This is a genomic window from Chelatococcus sp. KU-N122 (assembly GCF_055391085.1).
The window spans coordinates 4,767,778-4,787,721 of record NZ_AP043981.1; the positions used below are offsets into that span (position 1 = coordinate 4,767,778).

Sequence of the window (19,944 nt, forward strand, 5' to 3'; positions counted from 1 at the left end):
GCCTGCGTGCAACGCCGCAAGCCATCCTGCACCTGATCCTTCTCCGGCTCATGTTGGATGTCTACACTAACTTTGTGGCATCTTCCCCATTTTATGGGCGGCACTCTGCCCACAATGTGCGCATCATGTGCTTGACGTACTGCTAACGCTTTGTGTTTTCAGGGATCGAAATCCGGTTGAGTGAACGCAGAGCGCTCATCGATCGAGATTCCGATAAGTTGTTTCTGAGAGTTTGCCCGTGTTGTGGAAGTGCCCACACTGCCACAGATTGCTTGCACAGATTGCTTGGGCGTCGGTCCCCGGCTGCCTCGCGGCGCGGCGCCGGCGAGGAGGGACGGGATGAGGCAGGACAAGGACATTCTCGCGCTGAATGCCTTCGACGGCGCGAAGGCGTCGGCCATGGCCGATGGCGTGCGCTTGGCCGTGCAGCGGCGGCTGACCTCCTTCGGCCCGGCCGCCGTGCTGTTCTATCAGGAGCCGCTGCACATCGACCGGGCGGAGGGCGTCTGGATCCACGACACGGCCGGCCGTGCCTACCTGGATCTCTACAATAACGTTCCGTCGGTCGGGCACGCGCATCCCCGCGTCGTCGAGGCAATCCGTCGGCAGGTCGGCCAGCTGAACATCCATACGCGCTATCTCGTCGACGTGGTCGACGCCTATGCCGAGCGGCTGCTGGCGACATATCCGGCGCAGATCGACCGCATCGTCCTCACCTGCACCGGCAGCGAGGCGAACGATCTCGCCCTGCGCATCGCGCAGGCGGCGACCGGTGGCACCGGCATCGTGGTCACCCGGACAGCCTATCACGGCAACACGGCGGCGGTGACGGAGGTGTCGCCGTCGTCCCGGCCCGGCCGCGCGTTGGCGCCGCACGTCCGCGCCGTGCCGCCGCCGGACAGTTTTCGCGCGGCGGACGGCGACGTCGGCGCGCGCTTTGCCGCCGCCGTCGCGGCCGCCGTCGCCGACCTGGAGCGAAACGGCATCCGCTTCGCGGCCCTGCTCGTCGATACCGTCTTCTCGAGCGACGGCGTCTTCGCCGATCCGCCCGGGTTTCTCGCCCCGGCGGTCGAGGTGGCGCGCGCTCGCGGCGGCCTCTTCATCGCCGACGAGGTCCAGCCGGGCTTCGGCCGTCTCGGCGAAGGCCTGTGGGGCTTTGCCCGCCACGGCGTGGTGCCGGACGTCGTCACCATGGGCAAGCCGATGGGCAACGGCTTCCCCATGGGCGGCGTCGTCGTGCGCGCCCCGCTGCTCGACCGGTTCACGGCCGAGGTGAGGTACTTCAATACGTTCGGCGGCAATCCGGTGGCCGCGGCGGCGGGCCTGGCTGTCCTCGACACGATCCGCGACGAGGGGCTGATCGACAATGCCCGCGCCGTGGGCAGCTATCTCATGGACGGCCTGCGTGAGATCGGCAATCGCCACATCGCCATCGGCGACGTGCGCGGCGCCGGGCTCTTCATCGGCCTGGAGCTGGTCGGGGGCCGGGAGGCGAAAGACCCGGCGCCCGACCTCGCCACCCGCCTGATCAACCGGCTGCGCGAGCGCGGCATCCTCGTCGGAGTGGCAGGGCCCCATGGCAGCACGCTGAAGATCCGGCCGCCGCTGTGCTTCAGCCGCGAGAACGCCGACCTGTTCATCGCCGCCTGTGACGACGCGCTCAGCGAGCTCGCCGCGAGCTGAACAGGATCGACGCAGAATTGCCGCCGGGAGCCGGCTGACATTGCGCGCGGGCCGCGGCATGCCTACACCGGGTGGCAATTCGCGGCGAGTTGGAAGGGCATGACATGTTACGGCTGCTCGTGGCCGACGGCGGCTCCGCTGAAGGGCGGCGCCGCATGGTGGAGATGGTCGGGGCGACGGCGGCGGAGAGCTATGCCGATGTGCTGCGGGCGATCGCGCCCGACGCGGTCGTCGATATCTGCACGCCTGCCGACGAGGCGGCGGCGCTTCCGGCGGCGCTCGACAGCTACGATGGCGTCGCCCTTACCGGCTCGGCGCTGAACATCTACAAGCGCGAGCCGGAATCGCTGCGTCAGATCGATTTCGTGCGGGCGGTGTACGCGCAGGGGCGTCCCATGTTCGGCTCCTGCTGGGGGCTGCAGCTGGCCACTGTCGCCGCAGGCGGCGAGGTCGCGCTCAATCCACGCGGCCGCGAGGTCGCCTTCGCCCGGCGCATCGTGCTCACCGAGCCGGGGGCGGCCATGCCATGCACGCCGGCCGCGCGTCTGTCTTCGATGCGCCGGCGATCCACAGCGATGTGGTGACGCGGCTGCCGCCGGGTGCCGTCGTCACCGCCTGCAATGCCCTGAGCGACGTCCAGGCCGCCGAGATCCGCGTCGGCGCCAGCGTCTTCTGGGGCGTCCAGTATCACCCCGAGTTTCGTCTCCTCGACGTCGCCGCCGTCGTGCGCCGCTACGGCGCGACCCTGGTCAGCGAGGGCTTCTTCGCCGATCTGCCCGACCTCGAGCGTTACGCCGCCGAGCTCGACACGCTGGAGGCCAGCCGCGGCCGGCGCGACATCGCCTGGCGGCTGAACCTTGCCGACGACATCATCGACGAGCGGCTACGCTGGTGCGAGTTGGCGAACTGGATCGCGCATCTGGTGCGCCCGGCGGCGCGCGCCGGCTGACCGCGGCCACCGCTGCCATATACCGGCGAGGGCGGCCCGGGCCGATGGCTGTCCTCCCCACCGGCGACAGCTGGCCCGGCAAAAGCCGCGCGGGACCTGCGGGATGGAGAGATGGCCGGCACCGGATACGAGGTCTCCAAGCTTGCCGCGGCCGGTCTTGGCGTTGCCCTCTGTCTTGCCGCGGGTGCTGCCATGGCCGGAGCGTCGCCGCGCCTGCCGCCGGGCTTCGTCTATCTGCGCGACGTGGACGCCTCGATCATCCAGGACATCCGCTACGCTTCGACCGACAATTTCACCGGCTCGGTCGTCCCGGGCTACGGCGCCGGCGCGTGCGTCCTGCTGGGCGAGGCGGCCCGTGCGCTGGCGCAAGTGCAGGCGGATCTGCGCTCTCGTGGCCTCGGCCTCAAGGTCTACGATTGCTACCGGCCGGTGCGGGCCGTGAAGGCCTTCGTGGATTGGGTCAAGCGCCGCGCCGGGCCGACGGAGGGCCCGTACTGGCCGAGGACGACGAGAGGCGCGCTGGTGGCCGCCGGCTACATATCATCCGATTCGAATCACGCGAGGGGCGTTGCCGTGGACCTGACGCTCGTCGGATTGGATACCACGGCGCCAGTCCCGAGCGGGACCGGCGGTCCCTGCAACGGTCCGTCGAGTGTTCGCCGCCACGACGGCAGTCTCGACATGGGCACCAGCTTCGACTGCTTCGACGCCATGAGCGCCACCGACAGCCGGGAGATCACGCCGGACCAGCGGCGCAACCGGCAGCGCCTCGGCGCCGCCATGGCCGCGCGGGGCTTCAGGGCCTATCGGCGTGAGTGGTGGCATTTCACCTACGCGGGCGTCCGGCGGCCACCCGAGCCCCAGGACGCGGCTGTGCAGGAGAAATAGTCCGCGACGGCTGCGGCTTTGCGATCTCGGACGTGCCACGGGGCTTGAGCATCGGCGGCCGAGGAGGGATGAGACGACCTCGCTGCCGCACCAGCGGCGACGCAACGTCAGTTTCGTTTCAGCCGGGAGGCTCGATGGCATCTCTCTCCGTTCGCGGACTTGCCAAGGACATCGCGGGGCGATCGATCCTCGCGGGCATCGATCTCGACGTGAGGCCGGGCGAGATCATTTGCCTGGTCGGCGAATCGGGTTGCGGCAAGTCCACCTTGCTCCGTCTCATCGCCGGCATCGAGCGGCCGACGGCCGGCGAGATCAGCCTCGATGGGGCGCTGTTCGCCGGGCCGCAGGCCTTCGTCGAGCCGGAGCACCGCGGCATCGGCCTGATGTTCCAGGACTATGCCCTGTTTCCGCATCTGACCGTGGCGGAGAACCTGGCCTTCGGCCTCGCCAGGCTGACCAAGGCCGAGGCGCGGGAGCGGGCGGGCGAGACGCTCGAGCAATTGGGGATCGCCCACTTCGCGCCGCGCTACCCCCACGTGCTGTCCGGCGGCGAGCAGCAGCGGGTCGCGCTGGCGCGCGCCTTGGCGCCACGGCCGCGTGTGCTGCTGATGGACGAGCCGTTCTCCAATCTGGATGGCCGCCTGCGCGATGCGGTCCGGTTCGAGACGCTGTCGATCCTGCGGCGGTTCGGTATCACCGGCATCCTGGTGACGCACGACCCGGAGGAGGCGGTGATGGCCGCCGACCGCGTCGCGCTGATGCGCGCGGGCCGAATCATGCAGACGGGCGGCGGCCGGGACCTTTATGCGCGGCCGCAGACACCCTACGCGGCGCGTTTCTTCGGCGATTGCAACGAATTCGCCGGCACCTGCCGGGCCGGAACGGTGGCGACGCCGCTTGGCGCGGTGCCGGCCGGCGTCGGCATTGCCGACGGCGAGGCGGTCCACGTCTTCGTCCGCCCGGGCGCCATCGGCCTGTCGGAGCCAGGCGGCGGGATCGCCGGCCGTGTCGTCGAGCGCTGGTTCCGCGGCGAGGTGGAGCAGTTCGGCATCCAAGTCGAAGGCAGCCCGGAGCTCGTCGTCGTCAGAGTTCCGGGCCCGATCGACTTGGCGTCGGGCGACCATTGCACGCTGGCCATCGACGTTGCCCGCGCCATTGTATTCAAAGCCTCCGATAACATCTGCGACAGTCGCGACGAGCCGCGGTTGACAGCGGCCGGAGCCTGACGTCTCTGCGGCTGTGGCACAAAAATACCGGAGGTGAGCCATGTTATTCTTTAGAACGGCTCGAAAGTTGGTCTGGGCGGCGGCGCTGCTGGCGGGCTCTGGCGCGGGCGGCTTCGCCGCCGAGCTCAACCTGTATACGACGCGGGAGCCCGGCCTGGTGCAGCCGCTGATCGACGCGTTCCAGGCCTCCACGGGCACCAAGGTGAACACGATCTTCCTGAAGGACGGGCTCGCCGAGCGCGTCGCCTCGGAAGGCGGCAATTCGCCCGCCGACGTGCTGATGACCGTCGACGTCGGCCGGCTGGTGGAGCTCGTCGACAAGGGGCTGACCCAGCCGCTGAAGTCCGAGGTGCTGGACGGCGCCGTGCCGCCGCAACTGCGCGACCCAGAGGGCCACTGGTTCGCCCTGTCGCTCCGCGCGCGGGTGCTCTATGCGGCCAAGGATCTCGGACTCACCCGCTTCACCTACGAGGACCTGGCCTCACCGCAATGGAAGGGCAAGGTGTGCATCCGGTCGGGCCAGCACCCCTACAACACCGCCCTCATCGCTTCCTCGATCGCCCACCACGGCATGGACAAGACGAAGGCGTGGCTGGAGGGGCTCAAGGCCAACCTGGCGCGCAAGGCGTCGGGCGGCGACCGCGAGGTGGCGCGCGACATCATGGGAGGCATCTGCGATATCGGCGTCGCCAACTCCTACTACGTCGGCCTGATGGCGAGCGGCAAGGGCGGCCCCGAGCAGGAGGCGTGGGCCAAGGCGATCAAGGTGGTGCTGCCCACCTTCGAGAACGGGGGAACCCAGGTCAACGTCACCGGCGCGGCGATCGCCAAGAGCGCCCCGAACCGGGCCCAGGCTGTCGCCTTCCTCGAGTATCTGGTGTCGAAGGACGCCCAGAAGACCTACGCCGAAGCCAACTTCGAGTATCCGGTGCGGGCCGATGTCGCCCCCGACCCGATCATCGCCGCCTTCGGCGAGCTCAAGGTCGACCCCACGCCGTTGACCAAGATCGCTCGGTTCCGCACGGAGGCGAGCCGGCTGGCGGAGCAGGTCGGCTTCGACAATTGAGCCCGGAGCAGCCGCGACGGTGGCGGGCCCCGCGGCGCGGCCGGGGGGCCCGGCTTGGCGAGCAGGTCGCGGCGGGCCCGCGGCGCCCGGGCGCCATCGGCGTCGCGTCCCGTCACGCCGTCCGCCCGGGACTCGGCTGGTCGGTCGCGGCCTGCGCCGTCGCGGTGCTGGCCCTGGCGCCCATCCTCACGCTGGTGAGCCTCGCCCTGGGCGGCTCCGCCGGCCTGTGGCCGCATCTCATGGCCCACGTGCTGCCGCGGGCGGCAGCGAATACGGTGGTGCTGCTGGCCGGCGTCGGCTGCCTCGCCGCCGTGATCGGCTGCGGCACGGCCTGGCTGGTCACCGCCTATCGCTTCCCCGGCCGCGGCGTCCTCGAGTGGGCGCTGATCCTGCCGCTCGCGGTCCCGACTTACATCGCCGCTTATGCCTATCTCGACGTGCTCCACCCGGTCGGCCCGGTGCAGGGCTGGCTCCGCTGGCTGCTGGGGTACCAGAGCGCGCGAGACTTCCGGTTGCCGGACATCCGCTCGATGGTCGGCTGCATCCTGCTGCTGTCCTTCGTGCTCTACCCCTACGTCTACCTCACAACCCGGGCCATGTTCCTGACCCAAGCCGCGACCTTGATCGATGCCTCGCGCACGCTCGGGGCGAGCTATGGCGCCGCCTTCGTGCGTGTGGCGCTGCCGCTGGCGCGGCCGGCGATCGCCGTCGGCGTGAGCCTGGTGCTGATGGAGACCCTCAACGATATCGGCGCCTCGGAGTTTCTCGGGGTGCAGACGCTCACGGTCTCGATCTACGCGACCTGGGTCAACCGGTCGGACCTGGCCGGGGCGGCGCAGATCGCGCTCGTGCTGCTCGTGCCGGTGGCGGCCCTCGTGGCCGCCGAGCGTTTCGGCCGCCGCCGGCGCAGCTTTGCCGCCTCGGCCCAGCGCCCGCGGCGCCTCGAGCCTCGCCCGCTGGGCCGCGCCGCAGGCGCGCTGGCGCTGACGCTCGGCAGCCTTCCGGTGCTGATCGGCTTCGTCGTGCCCGGCGCCTACCTGGCTTGGTCGGCCTGGGCACGGATCGCGTTTGCCGGCCTGTCGCAGGGCCTGCTCTCCGCGACCTGGAACACGGTGAGCGTCTCTGCCGCGGGGACGCTGGCGGCGCTCGGCCTCGGCCTGATCGTCGCCTACGCCGGCCGTGTCGCGCCCGGGCGCGCCGCCAGTCTTGCCGCGCGGCTGTCGCTGGCGGGCTATGCGGTGCCGGGCACGGTGCTGGCCATCGGTGTCCTGTTCTGCGTCGGGGCGACGGATCGTGCCGTGGCCTGGGCCGCGTCGCAGCTGACCGGCGCATCGGTCGGCCTCGTCCTGCTCGGCTCCGGCTCGGCGGTGGTGCTCGCCTACGCCGTGCGCTTCCTGGCCATTGCCGCCGGCTCGGTGGAGGGCGGCCTCAGCCGCATCCCGCTGTCCCTCGACGGTGCGTCGCGCACGATGGGCGCGGGCTCGCTGCGCACGCTGCTGGCGGTGCACCTGCCGCTGGCGAAGCCGGCGCTCGCCGCCGGCGCCATTCTGATCTTCGTCGACTGCATGAAGGAGCTGCCGGCGACGCTGCTGCTGCGCCCGCTGAACTTCGAGACCCTGGCGACACGCCTCTACGGCGAAGCCGCCCGCGGCACCTACGAGGACGCCTCGATCGCCGCGTTGTTGATCGTGCTGGCGAGCCTCCTGCCCGTCGCCGTTCTGGCCAGGCTCGGCAGGGACGGGCGGTAGAGCAAGCGGACGGAGGCTCTCGCACGCCGAGCAACCCGCCCAGCGCAGGGGCTTGGGCTCCTGCTACCGCAGGCGCGGCATGACGTGTCTGGCGAAGAGCTTCATCGAATGCTCCTGGTCGGGACCGGGGAAGTGGAACACCAGATGATCGAAGCCGAGTTCGACATAGTCGCCGATGCGGCGCGCGGCCTCCTCAGGATCGGCGGAGACGATCCAGCGTGACGCGGCCCGCTCCACCGGGAGGCCATCCGCAAGCCGCTGAAACTCGAGAGGATCCTCGGTGTTCATCTTCTCCTCGGGCGTGAGCGCCAGCATGCCCCAGTAGCGGGTGTCATCGAGCGCCCGGCCGGCATCCGTGTCGAAGGAGAGCTTGATTTCGATCATCCGCTCGAATGGGCCGTCCAGGCCGCTGCGCCCCGCCGCCACATTGGGCAGGAGCGTCTCGGTGTAGAGCTCCGGCTTCTTGCCGCTCGTGCAGATGAACCCGTCGTTCCGGCCCGCCAGCTTCGCCATCAGCGGTCCCGCCGCGGCGACATAGATCGGAACGGGCTGCTCCGGTCGCTCGTAGATCGTCGCGCGCTCCGTCCTGTAGAACTGGCCATCGAACGAGAGACGCTCCTCCCGCCAGAGGCGGCGGATAAGCTCGATCGCTTCGCGGAACCTCGCCGTGCGTTCCTTCTGCTCCGGCCATTCCATACGCGTGGCCGGCACCTCGTTGAGCGACTCCCCCGTCCCGACGCCGAGAACAATGCGGCCGGGAAACAAGACGCCCAGCGTCGCGAAGGCTTGCGCCACGACCGAAGGGTGATAGCGGAACGTGGGCGTGAGCACGCTCGTGCCGAGGGTAACGCGCGACGTGGCCGCGCCCGCCGCGCCGAGCCAGACCAGCGAGTTGGGCGCCTGGCCGCCGTCGTGGCGCCAGGGCTGGAAATGATCGCTGACGAACACCGACTCGAAATCGAGGCGCTCGGCCAGAACGGCCAGGTCCAGAAGCGCTCGGGATGAAAATTGCTCTGCGGACGCCTTGTAACCAATTCTCGGCATATCGGATCCTCCGCTGACGTCGACCGTCCGAGGGGCCCCCCGGGGGGCCGGCGATCGTCCATATCTCCATAATCGAACCGTTTCAATTGACGTGTGTTCAGTCGTCGTCATTGGGGGCGATGCGGAGTTATTTTCACGCCGTCTCGCGCACAAAAGCGCGGCATTCTCGTTGATTTTTCCACCCAACCACGGCGCGAACCGCCCCATGCCGACCCTGCTGGAAAAAATGAGATAAATATTTATCGTCAATACCTTTTTGAGCGCGAGTTGACTGCCGTCTGCCGCTCGGAGATGCGTAGTCGCCAGGCCGCAATGAAAATAGGCTGTCGTGCAAAAAATATAACTTTGACTCTTGAAACGGTTCACGTAGATTTTGATCCGAAGATCGTGACGATGAGGCCTCGCGGATCGATCTCCGCTCCGGCGCTGCCTGAAGAGGGAGCGCGCCGCCGGAACCGTCAGTGCCTTTGGATGGGAGGATTCCCGTGACCGCAGCATCCTGGTTTCACAATGTGATCTTGAATACGGATAACTATAAGCACTGCCATTATGCGATATACCCAGATAAAACTGAGTACGTATCCAGTTATATCGAATCGCGAGGCGGCGTATTCCCCGCGACGCTGTTCGTCGGGCTCCAAGCCTATCTGAGGGAATACCTCATGAAGCCGATCACGCTGGAGCATATCGACGACGCGGAGTTCCACTGCCGCGAGATCGGCATGCCCTTCAACCGCAACAACTGGTTGGGCGTGCTCAACGACTATGGTGGCTACCTGCCAGTCGAGATCGAGGCGGTTCCCGAAGGAACGGTGCTGCCGACCGGCAATGTCCTCGTACAGCTGATCAATACCGACCCCAAGTACTATTGGGCGACGAGCTTCTTCGAGACCGCCCTGCTGCGTGCCGTCTGGTATCCGACGACGATCGGAACGCTCAGCTGGATGGCGAAGGAGGTGATCAAGCAGGCGTTCCGGCAGACGTCGGACAACGGCAGCCCGAAGATGATCCGCCATATTCTGCACGACTATGGTGCGCGAGGGGTCAGCTCGCAGGAGTCGGCGGCGCTGGGCGGCCTGGCGCACCTGGTCAACTTCAACCAGAGCGACACCGTTCCGGGCGTCCTCGCATCCAAGAAATACTACAACCATGTTGCGCCGGCCGTGTCGGGCCCCAACTCGGAGCACGCCTCCTTCACCGCATGGGGGCTCGAGCGCGAGGTCGACGTCATGCGGCACATGATCGACCTCTACCGGCACTACGGCGTGGTCATCCTGCTCACCGACTCCTACGATCACGAGAACGCCGTCAGAAACATCATCGGCAAGGAGTTGAAGGACACGATCCAGGCCGGGCCCGGCTTGATCGGCGTGCGTCCGGACTCCGGCGACCCGGTGCAGGTCACCGCCGACACGACGGAGTGGCTCATGGAGAGCTTCGGCTTCGCGATCAACAGCAAGGGCTACAGGGTTCTCCCCGACTACATTCGCGTGGTGCAGGGCGACGGTGTGGTGCTGTCGAGCTTGCGCGAGATCTACATCGAGATGGAGCGCCGCGGCCTGGCGGCCGACAACGCGGTCTTCGGCATGGGCAGCGGGCTGCTTCAGCAGTGCAATCGCGACACGCTCAATTTCGGCCAGAAGGCCAATGCGGTCTGCATCAACGGCAATTGGGTCGACGTGTTCAAGCAGCCGACCGGCGCCGCGTTCAAGGCGTCCAAACGCGGCCGCCTGGCGCTGCAGTACAAGGACGGCGAGTACAGGACCGTCCCCCGCGACTCGATCCCGCCGGAGGACAATCTCCTTCAGCCGGTCTTCCGGAACGGCAAGCTGCTGAAGAAGTGGGACTTCTCCGAGCTGATCGAGCGGAGCGAGCGGCCCGTGCCGGAGGCCTATTACCGGTCAATCACCGAGCCCATGATCGCTGCCGCAGCCCGTTCGTCCGCAGCATAGGCTGGCACCGAGGTCAGGTCGGCGGCGATACCCGATGGGTATCGCCGCGGACTCGTCGCTCCCGATCCCAAGGAGACAAGAAATTGGCCAAGATAGATGCCTACAAAGGCAGCGAGACACGCTATCCGCGTGTCATCACGCTCGATGAAATCGAGACAATGCCACGCCTTATCTTCGAAAAAGGCATCGATACGGCGATCTTCCTGTCGCAGGAGCGGGACGACGCCCGCCATTTCCGACAGGGCATCTGTTGGCAGACGCCGGATCACACGCCCTACAACTGGAACCAGACGAACTTCGACGAGACCCATTACTGCCTGAAAGGCAAGATCCGCCTGCGCGTCAAGGACGCCGCCGGCCGGGAGGTCGTGCTGGAGGCCGCCGTCGGCGAGCACATCTACCTGCCGGCGGGCTACGACTACACGCTCGAGCCGACCGGTGTGGAGACCGCCTTCTTCTGGACGAGCGGGCCCTCGCCCAGGTATGGCCTGGTCGAGCTTCCCGAATACAGCAAGACCCTCTCGAGCCTGCGGGGCGAGCTTATCCATGACTGACGCCGTCGAGACCCCCAACCCGCTTCTCCCCATCCACGGCATGCACGGCGCGAAGCGGTGGGCCTATATCCGCCGGCAGCGGACGATCCGTGTCGCCACGGTCAACGCCGACGGCGGCATCTACCTGTCGCCGCTCTGGTTCGTCGTCATCGACAACCGCATCTTCCTGCCGCTGGATGCCGGCAGCCGCCATGCGACGAACAGCGAGGCCGGCCGCTCGCTGTCGGCGGTGATCGACAGCGGCGACGAATACGCCACGGTGCACGGCGTCAGGTTCTCTGGCTCGCTCACCGCGGTCGAGCAGCCGGAGCTCGTCGAGCAGGTCATGGAGCTCGTGTTCGAGAAGTATTTCTACGAAGGCCATCCCTACGCCGAGAGCTACTTCCAGTTCGGCCGCGCCGCGGGCCGGCGCGTGCTGGAGCTCGCCGTGAGAAAGGTGGTCGGTTGGGATATGCGGGAGACGTCGCTGCCGACGGTGCCGGAAGCCCGGGTGCTGCCCGATTTCGTCAGCGACCGGCGCCTTCCCTAAGCCTCGCGGCCGCAGCGATAGGAGTTCACATCATGGCCGTCACCGCAAGGGCAGGAGCGCGTGTGCTCCTCGTCGGCGAGTCGTGGATCAAGCAAACGACTCATATGAAGGGCTTCGACCATTTCGTTTCCGTCGAGTACGAGGAGGGGGCGGGCGTATTCATTGACTGTCTCGGAGCCGCGGGCTTCGACGTGACCTATGTCCGCGCGCACGAGGTTTCGGCGAAGTTTCCGACCTCCGCCGCGGAGATGCAGACGTACGATGTGATCATATTGAGCGATATCGGTTCGAACAGCTTCTTGTTGACGGACGAGACGTTCTTACGCTCCAAGGTCAGCGTCAACCGGCTGGGGCTGGTCGCCGATTTCGTCCGGGCCGGGGGCGGCCTCGTCATGATCGGCGGATATATGTCCTTCACCGGCATCGACGCGCGGGCGCGATACGGGATGAGCCCGCTGGCCGACATCCTGCCGGTCGAGATGCTGCCCTACGACGATCGCTCGGAGCGGCCGGAGGGGATCAGGCCGACGGTGTCGAGCCCCGGCCACCCGGCGGCCGGCGCCACGCCAGCCGAGTGGCCGAAGCTGCTGGGCTACAATCGGACGATAGCCAAGCCGGAGGCGACGGTCATCGCCGAAGTGGCGGGCGACCCGTTGCTCGTGGTCGGCCGGGCCGGGCGAGGTCGCGCCGTGGCATTCACGTCCGACGTGGCGCCCCATTGGGCCCCTCCGGAGTTCATGCAATGGCCGTACTACGGCGAACTGTGGGCCGCCATGATCGGCTGGGCGGCGGAGCCGAGGTAGATCGCGACAAGCGAGATATGCATCTGATGAAAATCATCTCATGCAATAGCAATCGTCCGCTCGCACAGGCCATCGCGGCCGATCTGGGCGAGACGCTCTGTTGCGTGAGCGTGAAGCGCTTTTCGGACATGGAGATATTCATCGAGATACACGACAACATGCGCGGGCAGGATGTCTTCATCATCCAGAGCACCGGCTTTCCGGCAAACGACAATCTGATGGAGTTGCTGATCATGCTGGACGCGGTGAGACGGGGCTCGGCGAGGCGCATCACGGCCGTTATTCCTTATTTCGGCTATGCGCGACAGGATCGGAAGTCCGGGCCGCGCACGCCGATCAGTGCCAAGCTGGTGGCCAATCTGCTCGAGGAAGCAGGAGCGAGCCGCGTCCTGACCCTGGATTTGCACGCCATGCAGATCCAGGGCTTCTTCGACGTGCCCGTCGACAATCTTTACGCAGCCCCGCTTTTCAGGCGCGACATTGCGGACAGGGGGGCTGGGCGGTCGGTGATGGTGGTATCGCCGGACGTGGGCGGCGTCGTCCGCGCGCGGGAGCTCGCCCAGCGCCTGAACACCGACCTGGCGATCGTCGACAAGCGGCGCGAGCGCGCCGGCGTCTCGGAGGTGATGAACATCGTCGGCAACGTGTCCGACAGGGATTGCATCCTCATCGACGACATCGTTGATAGCGGCGGCTCGCTCTGCAATGCCGCGGCGGCGCTGATGGCGCACGGGGCGCGCTCGGTCGAGGCCTACGCCACGCATGGCGTGTTGAGTGGCGACGCCGTGGGCCGCATTGAACGTTCACAGCTGAGCATGCTGACAATCACAAATAGCTTATCGGCCAGGAAAGCTACGGAGGAAGCGGGATGTGTAAGGCAAATTTCATCAGCTAATCTGTTCTCAAGGGCGATATACGCTATCGCCAACGAGAGCTCAGTCTCGTCGCTCTTCCAGTAGCGGGGTCGGATCGTTGGCTCGAGAACAGGTAAGAGGCGCCGCGTCGAAGTGGCACGACGCAGGCCGGGCGGGACCGGCACGGGGCGGGCGTGCAGCGGGCGGCGGATGTGCGCGCAGCGCCCCGGGAGCGAAGTCATGGTAGACGGGGCAAACGCAAGCCAGGCAATCAAGACTAGAGGCAAGCGCCGGCTGACCATCCGCGAGGTCGCCCTGGCGGCCGAGGTTTCGATCGGCACCGTCAGCGCCGTCATCAATGGCTCGGGGACGGTGACCGAGAAGACGCGCCAGCATGTCCAGCGCTTCATTGCCGAGCTGGGCTTCGAGCCGAACACGGCCGCGCGGAGCCTGAAGCGGCAGCGCAGTTCGTCCATCGGACTGGTCGTGCCCGATCTGCAGAACCCGTTCTTCGCTTCGATCGCCGAAGGGGCGCACACGGTGGCCCGCCGGAACGACGTGTTCATGGTCCTCGGCACGACCGGCTCGGAGAGCCGCTGGGAGGAGTACTACGCACAGTCGCTCAGAGCGCGGCGGCTCGACGGAATGATCCTGCTGTCGGGGTCCGGGCGGCCCAACATCGGCCTGGTGAAGCTGGTGGAGGCGGGCTCCGTCATCTTCGTCGATGAATGTGTCCCCGGCCTGGAGGCGCCCTTTATCAGCGCGGCGAACCGCAAGGGCGCGCGCCAGGTGGCGCAGGAGATGATCCGTCACGGCCATCGCAAGATCGCGATCGTCGCCGGGCCGGCGTGGCTCTGGACCAGCCAGCAGCGCCTGGCCGGCTACCGCGAGGCGTTCGCCGGCGCGGGGCGTGACCCGGACGAAATCCCCATCGTCACCGGCGAGTACACCGAGGACTCCGGCTATCGCGCCACGGCGGCCCTCTTCGAGAGACGGGAGACCGAGGGACTGACCGGCATCATCTACGCCAACGACCTGATGGCGATCGGCGGCATCAACTTCCTCAGACAGCGGAAGCTGTCGATCCCCCGGGATATCTCGGTGGTCGGCTTCGACGACATCGTGTCGTCGCGGTATCTGGCTCCGCCCCTCACGACGGTGGCGCAGCCGGGCTACGAGATGGGCCAGGCCGCGGCGCAACTTCTGCTTCACAACATCGGCTCGATGGAGGCTCCGTCGACGCTGACCTTTTCGACGGAGGTCGTCGTCAGAAAATCGGTTGCTCCTCCGAAGTCACTAGCAAAGGGATAATCTCAAGGCTGAAGCTCTGCGACGTGAACGGGTTGAAGCCTGGCTAGATACCGCGATTCGCCGGCCGCGGCGCGTTGGAGACGATATGAGCAAGCTGCATATATTCGACATGGACGGAACGATACTTGAAGGATCGGCGTGCGTTCACCTGTCCCGGCACCTCGGCTGCCTTGCGGAGATCAACGTGATCGAGGAAGCTTGGGGGCGCGGCGAGGTCGGGCACGTCGAGTTCTACGAGCTCTGCCTGCCGCTCTGGCAGGAGCTCGACGCGGACGCCATCGCGCACGTCTTCGACGGCTCGCCATGGCGGCAGAACGTCGCAAAAGTCTTTTCAGATATCGCCGAGCGCGGTGAATATAGCGCAGTTATTACGCTGTCTCCTTTGTTTTTTGCGGAGTTGCTTCTGAGCTGGGGCGCGACGACTACGCATGGTGCCGATATCGGGGCAGGGCGGGTGCTTGATCCCGAGCTCGTGCTGACGCCGGAGCATAAGGTCCATATCGCCGCCGATCTGATGGCCCGGTATGGCATCGGCGAGCACGACTGTATCGCCTACGGCGATTCAGCGTCGGACATCCCGCTGTTTCACAAGCTCCCGCACACGGTGTCCGTCAACGGTTCCGAGAAACTGCAGAAGCTGGCCGCGGCGCACTACGAGGGCGACGACATCTGGCAGGCCTATCAGCTTGGACGTTCCCTCGCCCGCATCTGATAACGCGATCTATCCGTCTCCGAGGAAAGACATGACCGGTGTCCCCACAGTCGAGCGCGCCGGCAGCGCGGCGGTCCAGGCAACGGCACGGCCGCTCGGCGTGCGTGGTGGAATCAAGGTCTACAGTCTCGTCAGCAATGTACTGGACGAGGTCGTGTTGAACGCCGCCGCCAGCACGGTTGCCGGAAATGCAGGCCCCCGGGCGGAGCTTGGATTTGCGATCGCCTTCGGCGCAGACGGGCGGTTGCGCGTGTTGTTTGGGCTGTGGGCTTCGTCGAGCCCCGCGGAACTCAGGGAGTTCTACGAGGAGAGTGGGCCCGGCTCGTCCGCGGCGGGCGACACTCTGCCGCTGGAGGCCGCTCTCATCAGGGCGCACGAGACATCGGCCTTCGCATCCGCGTTCGCCTTCGCCGAGAGCGACACCATGTCGTCTGCGTATCTTGCGGAATGGTACGAGGCCCGCGCCCCTGCGCCGCCCACGTCGATCATGAGCGCGACGCTCGCCAGCTTCGCCGACGCCTGGCGCCGCGTCGATATCGACGGTCTGATGCAGTGCATGGGAGAGAACCCGACGTATCGGACGTCGTCCGGGGCTCGCTACGACGGGGGCGATGCGGTCCGCGCCGGCCTGACGGCGATGTGCAAGCCGTCCCCTGCTGCAACGGAGCCGCAGGCGCCGGAGGAGACGCACTTCTTCGGCCAGCGAAGTCTCACCTACTGGACGCTTTTGCTGCCTGCCGCTGCGGGCGGGACGGCGGATGTGCGGGGCGTGGACGTGATCACCTACGACGCGGGCGGGCGGATCCTGCTGAAGGACGCGTACCGCAAGCTCGCGTGACCCCGGATCCACAGCGCCGGCTCCGCGAGCGAGCAGCGGCTTCGAGGTGAATCCGATGCTCCAACCCTTTTGAGGCTGGAGCGCCGCTTTCGCGGCGGATGAGTCCATCCGTCTGCGAAGAGCTCCAAGTGCCGCTGAACCCTTCAGTGAAACGGTTCAGCCCGACAGCCCCGGCCGACGCTGCGGTCAAGCCCGCACCGGGGCTCGTTCCGCCGAGCAATCTGCAACGAGAGCCATATCATGACGCACGAGACCAAGTTCTACATCGACGGCGCCTGGGTCGACCCGGTCGTGCCTGCCTTCATCGACGTCGTCGATCCGTCGACGGAGGAGCCGTTCACGAGGATCGCGGCCGGCAGCCGGGCCGACATCGACAAGGCGGTGGCGGCCGCCAGACGTGCCTTCGAGAGCTTCTCGCAGAGCCCGGTACGGGAGCGCGTCGAGCTCCTGAGAGCGATCCTCGCCGAATACCAGCGGCGCTACAATGATCTGGCCGAGGCCCTCTCGCGCGAGATGGGCGCCCCCATGGAGCTCGCAAGGACCGCGCAAACCTGGATCGGCCAGGCCCATTTCGAAGAGATGCTGCGGGTGCTCGAGACGTACGCGTTCGAATATCAGGCCGGCCGCATGCGCGTGGCGAAGGAGCCCGTCGGCGTGGTCGGCATGATCACGCCCTGGAATTGGCCGCTGAACCAGATCGCCTGCAAGGTGGCGCCGGCCATAGCTGCGGGCTGCACCATGGTGCTGAAGCCCAGCGAGATCGCGCCGATCAACGCCATCATCTTCGCCGAGGTGATGGATGCGGCCGGCGTGCCGAACGGTGTCTTCAATCTCGTCAACGGTGACGGGGCCTCGACCGGCGCGCCCCTGTCGGCTCACCCCGACGTCGACATGATGTCGTTCACCGGTTCGACGCGCGCCGGCGTGCTGGTCGCCAAGGCCGCAGCGGACACGGTGAAGCGGGTCCATCAGGAGCTCGGCGGCAAGTCGGCCAACGTCCTGCTCGGCGATGCCGACTTCGAAAGCGCGGTTACGCAAGGGGTTGCGGTTTGCTTCGGCAACAGCGGCCAGACCTGCAACGCGCCGACCCGCATGTTCGTGCCGCGCGAGCGGCAGGAAGAGGTGATCGGCTATGCGCAGAGGGCGGCTGCGAGCTTTGTTCCAGGCGACCCGCGCAGCGAGAACTCCAACCTGGGGCCGATCTCGAACAGGGTGCAGTTCGAGAAGATCCAGGGGCTGATCGAGGCCGGCATCGAGGAGGGGGCTCGCCTGGTGGCCGGTGGTCCCGGCCGTCCGAGCGGGCTCGACCGTGGCTACTACGTCCGCCCGACCGTCTTCGCCGATGTCCGACCGGAGATGCGCATCGCCCGCGAGGAGATCTTCGGGCCGGTGCTGTCGATCTTGCCCTATGACAGCGAGGAAAGTGCCGTCGCCATGGCCAATGCGACCGAGTACGGGCTTGCGGCCTACGTGCAGTCGACGGACCAGGACAGGGCCGAAGCGGTAGCGCGCCGCATGCGGGCAGGCACGGTCTATATCAATTATCCCGACTTCGACATCGCCGCCCCCTTCGGTGGCTACAAGCGATCCGGGAACGGCCGCGAGTGGGGCGTCTTCGGCCTCGACGAATTCGTCGAGATAAAGGGTATGGTCGGCTTCCGGGCTTAGGAGCGGCCGTTCGCCGAAGGGAGACGCGCGGGCCCCAAGGGGGGCTGCCGCGGTTGCGGTCGCGCGAGCTGGAGGACGCCGGATGATCACGGTCTTGGGCTCCATCAACCTGGACCTCGTCGCCCGCGCCCCGCGTCTGCCGACGCTCGGGGAGACGGTGCTGGGCAGCGCCTTCTTGACCGCCGCCGGGGGCAAGGGCGCCAACCAGGCCGTTGCCGCGCGGCGGGCCGGCGCGGCGGTGCGCATGGTCGGCGCGGTAGGGTGCGACGATTTCGCCCGGCTCGCCACGGTCCCGATGCGCGAAGCGGGCATCGACCTCGCCCTGGTGCGTGCGACCGACAAGCCGACCGGGACCGCGGTGATCCTCGTGGACGGCAACGGCGACAACATGATCACGGTCGTGCCGGGCGCCAACGGTGCGCTCGGGCCCGCGGACGTGCATGCGGCGCTCGCCCCCATGGCCCCGGGCGACCTGCTGATGCTGCAGCTGGAAACGCCGATCGCCCTCGTCGGGCTGGCGCTGACCGAAGCCGCCCGCCGGGGCGTGACGAGCATCCTCAGCATCGCGCCGTTCACCCGGGAGGCCGTTCCGCTGACGCACCTGGCGGATATCGTGATCGGCAATCGCCTCGAATGCGCGGAGCTCGCCGGCAGCCCCGCTTCGGGCATCGACGAGCTCTGCGAGGCGCTGCTGCGCCTCGGCCGCGAGAAGGGCCGGAGCCTTGTCGCAACGCTCGGCGAGCACGGTGCGCTGGCGGTTCGGGACGGGCAGGCGTTCACCGCCGACGGGCTGGCCATCGCGCCTCTCGATACGGTCGGCGCGGGCGATACCTTCTGCGGCTATTTCGCAGCCGGCCTCGATCAGGGACTGAGCTTTCCCGACGCGCTCGCGCGGGCTGCGGCCGCCGGCTCGCTTGCCTGCCTCCGGCACGGGGCCCAGGCCGCCATCCCGACGGCGGCCGAGGTGGCGCGCGCCATGATGGCGAGGGCGCCGGAGGCGTAGCTGCGCCTCGGCGCGATGGGCATGGCCGCGCCGCACGGGCCCGCCCATGCGGCAGGGCCGGAGCTTTCCCGGCCCGGCCCGGCCGCGTCGCGCGGATCGGACGGGCGGCGGCCTGAGCCGCCGCTCCGTCGCTCCTCAGCGGTCGAAGGCGCCGGCGATGGTGAGGTCGACCTCGTCGCCGACCATGGGCACGTAGGTCTTCACGCCGAAGTCCGAGCGCTTGATCTTGCCCCTGGCCTCGAAGCCCACGGAAAACTTCTTGCTGATCGGGTTCGGCGCGGCTCCCACCAGCGTCACCTGGAGCGAGACCGGCTTGGTCACGCCATGCAGGGTGAAATCGCCCGTGACCGTGGCTTTGTCCGGGCCCTCCATCGTCACCTTGGTCGAGACGAAGGTCATGGCCGGGTACTTGCCCGCATCGAGCCAGTCGACGCCCTTGAGCTCATCCGTCAGCTTGGCGCTGGTGGTCGCGACCGAGCCCACCGGAATCGATACCTTGAGGGTGCTCGCGGCCGGCTTCTGCGGATCGAGCACCAGCGTGCCCGACACGTCGGCGAAGCTGCCCCGGTAGATGGAATAGCCCAGGTGCGACACGGCGAAGAACACCTGCGTATGATCCGGGTCGACGGCATAGGTGCCCGCCTGGATCTTCGCCGGATCGCGTGTGGCCTCCGTTTGCGCGACGGCGGGAACGGCAAGGCAGAGGGCGGCACAGAAGGGCAGTATCGAAACCAGCTTCACGATTGTCTCCCGTTGAGGGTGGGGCGCAGCCGGTAGGACTGGAGCTGGGCCGTTTTGTGGTCCGCAGGCGAGGGAAGCTGCTTGACCACGCGTCCTCCAAAAGGAGTACGAACCCGACAGAAGGCTACGGTCCGCGACCCCGATGTGCGCTGGATCACAGCGCACATCGGGGCGATGCTCGACGATGTCGCGCATGAAGCCGCTATCTGGAGAGGCCGGTGCGATGCCTGAACCACCGGAAGCCGAACTCACGGTGACTGTCAGCACCGCCGAGTACGCGACGACCGTTGTGCTGCTCACCTTGTCGCTGGGGCTCACGCTGGCGTCGTTGTATCTGACCTACCTGGCGGGCGGTCTCTGACCACCGCGTGCCGG

20 protein-coding genes are annotated in these 19,944 nt (G+C 67.4%); 18 read left to right on the forward strand and 2 right to left on the reverse strand.

Annotated elements, in window-relative coordinates; genetic code table 11:
• Positions 1 to 339: 339 nt before the first annotated feature.
• From ACZ5PO_RS21465 to ACZ5PO_RS21495, 7 genes are all read left to right on the forward strand, one after another.
• On the forward strand, positions 340 to 1,683 hold the full coding sequence (locus ACZ5PO_RS21465; protein WP_464183771.1) for an aspartate aminotransferase family protein: 1,344 nt from the start codon (positions 340 to 342) through the stop codon (positions 1,681 to 1,683).
• A gap of 104 nt (positions 1,684 to 1,787) precedes the next feature.
• Positions 1,788 to 2,267 (forward strand): gamma-glutamyl-gamma-aminobutyrate hydrolase family protein, encoded by a 480-nt coding sequence (locus ACZ5PO_RS21470; protein ID WP_464183772.1) that lies wholly within the window; start codon positions 1,788 to 1,790, stop codon positions 2,265 to 2,267.
• On the forward strand, positions 2,210 to 2,632 hold the full coding sequence (locus ACZ5PO_RS21475; RefSeq protein WP_464183774.1) for a glutamine amidotransferase-related protein: 423 nt from the start codon (positions 2,210 to 2,212) through the stop codon (positions 2,630 to 2,632). The genes ACZ5PO_RS21470 and ACZ5PO_RS21475 overlap by 58 nt, the downstream gene beginning before the upstream one ends.
• A 111-nt stretch (positions 2,633 to 2,743) precedes the next feature.
• Entirely contained in the window at positions 2,744 to 3,520 is a 777-nt protein-coding gene (locus ACZ5PO_RS21480; protein WP_464183775.1) for a M15 family metallopeptidase, read from the forward strand.
• Positions 3,521 to 3,654: 134 nt separating this feature from the next.
• Complete coding sequence (locus ACZ5PO_RS21485; RefSeq protein ID WP_464183776.1) at positions 3,655 to 4,746, forward strand: ABC transporter ATP-binding protein; 1,092 nt, start codon at positions 3,655 to 3,657, stop codon at positions 4,744 to 4,746.
• A gap of 40 nt (positions 4,747 to 4,786) precedes the next feature.
• Positions 4,787 to 5,812, forward strand: coding sequence for a Fe(3+) ABC transporter substrate-binding protein (locus tag ACZ5PO_RS21490; protein ID WP_464183778.1), 1,026 nt, complete (start codon positions 4,787 to 4,789; stop codon positions 5,810 to 5,812).
• 95 nt (positions 5,813 to 5,907) lie between these two features.
• Positions 5,908 to 7,560 (forward strand): ABC transporter permease, encoded by a 1,653-nt coding sequence (locus ACZ5PO_RS21495; RefSeq protein ID WP_464196972.1) that lies wholly within the window; start codon positions 5,908 to 5,910, stop codon positions 7,558 to 7,560.
• Between the two features lie 63 nt (positions 7,561 to 7,623).
• Here the strand turns inward: ACZ5PO_RS21495 and fgd are convergent, their stop codons facing one another.
• Positions 7,624 to 8,970, reverse strand: coding sequence for a glucose-6-phosphate dehydrogenase (coenzyme-F420) (gene fgd, locus ACZ5PO_RS21500; RefSeq protein WP_464183779.1), 1,347 nt, complete (start codon positions 8,968 to 8,970; stop codon positions 7,624 to 7,626).
• Between the two features lie 146 nt (positions 8,971 to 9,116).
• Here fgd and ACZ5PO_RS21505 point away from each other — a divergent pair, with 146 nt between their 5' ends.
• The 10 genes from ACZ5PO_RS21505 (at position 9,117) to ACZ5PO_RS21550 (ending at position 18,828) form a co-directional block, all read left to right on the forward strand.
• Positions 9,117 to 10,556, forward strand: a complete 1,440-nt coding sequence (locus ACZ5PO_RS21505) for a nicotinate phosphoribosyltransferase (protein WP_464196974.1) — start codon at positions 9,117 to 9,119, stop codon at positions 10,554 to 10,556.
• 83 nt (positions 10,557 to 10,639) lie between these two features.
• On the forward strand, positions 10,640 to 11,110 hold the full coding sequence (locus tag ACZ5PO_RS21510; protein WP_464183780.1) for a hypothetical protein: 471 nt from the start codon (positions 10,640 to 10,642) through the stop codon (positions 11,108 to 11,110).
• Entirely contained in the window at positions 11,103 to 11,639 is a 537-nt protein-coding gene (locus ACZ5PO_RS21515; protein WP_464183781.1) for a pyridoxamine 5'-phosphate oxidase family protein, read from the forward strand. The genes ACZ5PO_RS21510 and ACZ5PO_RS21515 overlap by 8 nt, the downstream gene beginning before the upstream one ends.
• A 32-nt stretch (positions 11,640 to 11,671) precedes the next feature.
• Complete coding sequence (locus tag ACZ5PO_RS21520) at positions 11,672 to 12,442, forward strand: glutamine amidotransferase (RefSeq protein WP_464183782.1); 771 nt, start codon at positions 11,672 to 11,674, stop codon at positions 12,440 to 12,442.
• Between the two features lie 26 nt (positions 12,443 to 12,468).
• Positions 12,469 to 13,401 carry a ribose-phosphate pyrophosphokinase gene (locus ACZ5PO_RS21525; protein ID WP_464183784.1) on the forward strand — a complete coding sequence of 311 codons (933 nt, stop codon included), beginning with the start codon at positions 12,469 to 12,471 and terminating at the stop codon, positions 13,399 to 13,401.
• A gap of 135 nt (positions 13,402 to 13,536) precedes the next feature.
• A complete protein-coding gene (locus tag ACZ5PO_RS21530; RefSeq protein ID WP_464183785.1) occupies positions 13,537 to 14,607 on the forward strand; it encodes a LacI family DNA-binding transcriptional regulator in 1,071 nt (356 codons plus the stop codon).
• Positions 14,608 to 14,692: 85 nt separating this feature from the next.
• On the forward strand, positions 14,693 to 15,319 hold the full coding sequence (locus tag ACZ5PO_RS21535) for an HAD family hydrolase (RefSeq protein WP_464183788.1): 627 nt from the start codon (positions 14,693 to 14,695) through the stop codon (positions 15,317 to 15,319).
• 31 nt (positions 15,320 to 15,350) lie between these two features.
• Positions 15,351 to 16,157 (forward strand): nuclear transport factor 2 family protein, encoded by an 807-nt coding sequence (locus ACZ5PO_RS21540; protein ID WP_464183789.1) that lies wholly within the window; start codon positions 15,351 to 15,353, stop codon positions 16,155 to 16,157.
• 240 nt (positions 16,158 to 16,397) lie between these two features.
• Positions 16,398 to 17,825: an aldehyde dehydrogenase family protein gene (locus tag ACZ5PO_RS21545; protein WP_464183791.1), complete on the forward strand. Its 1,428-nt coding sequence runs from the start codon at positions 16,398 to 16,400 to the stop codon at positions 17,823 to 17,825.
• An 82-nt stretch (positions 17,826 to 17,907) separates the two neighbouring features.
• A complete protein-coding gene (locus ACZ5PO_RS21550) occupies positions 17,908 to 18,828 on the forward strand; it encodes a ribokinase (protein ID WP_464183792.1) in 921 nt (306 codons plus the stop codon).
• Positions 18,829 to 18,963: 135 nt separating this feature from the next.
• Here the strand turns inward: ACZ5PO_RS21550 and ACZ5PO_RS21555 are convergent, their stop codons facing one another.
• Positions 18,964 to 19,563, reverse strand: coding sequence for a YceI family protein (locus tag ACZ5PO_RS21555; protein WP_464196976.1), 600 nt, complete (start codon positions 19,561 to 19,563; stop codon positions 18,964 to 18,966).
• A 190-nt stretch (positions 19,564 to 19,753) separates the two neighbouring features.
• Between ACZ5PO_RS21555 and ACZ5PO_RS21560 the strand changes: the two genes are divergently transcribed.
• Positions 19,754 to 19,930 carry a hypothetical protein gene (locus tag ACZ5PO_RS21560; protein WP_464183793.1) on the forward strand — a complete coding sequence of 59 codons (177 nt, stop codon included), beginning with the start codon at positions 19,754 to 19,756 and terminating at the stop codon, positions 19,928 to 19,930.
• The last annotated feature ends 14 nt before the right edge of the window (positions 19,931 to 19,944 follow it).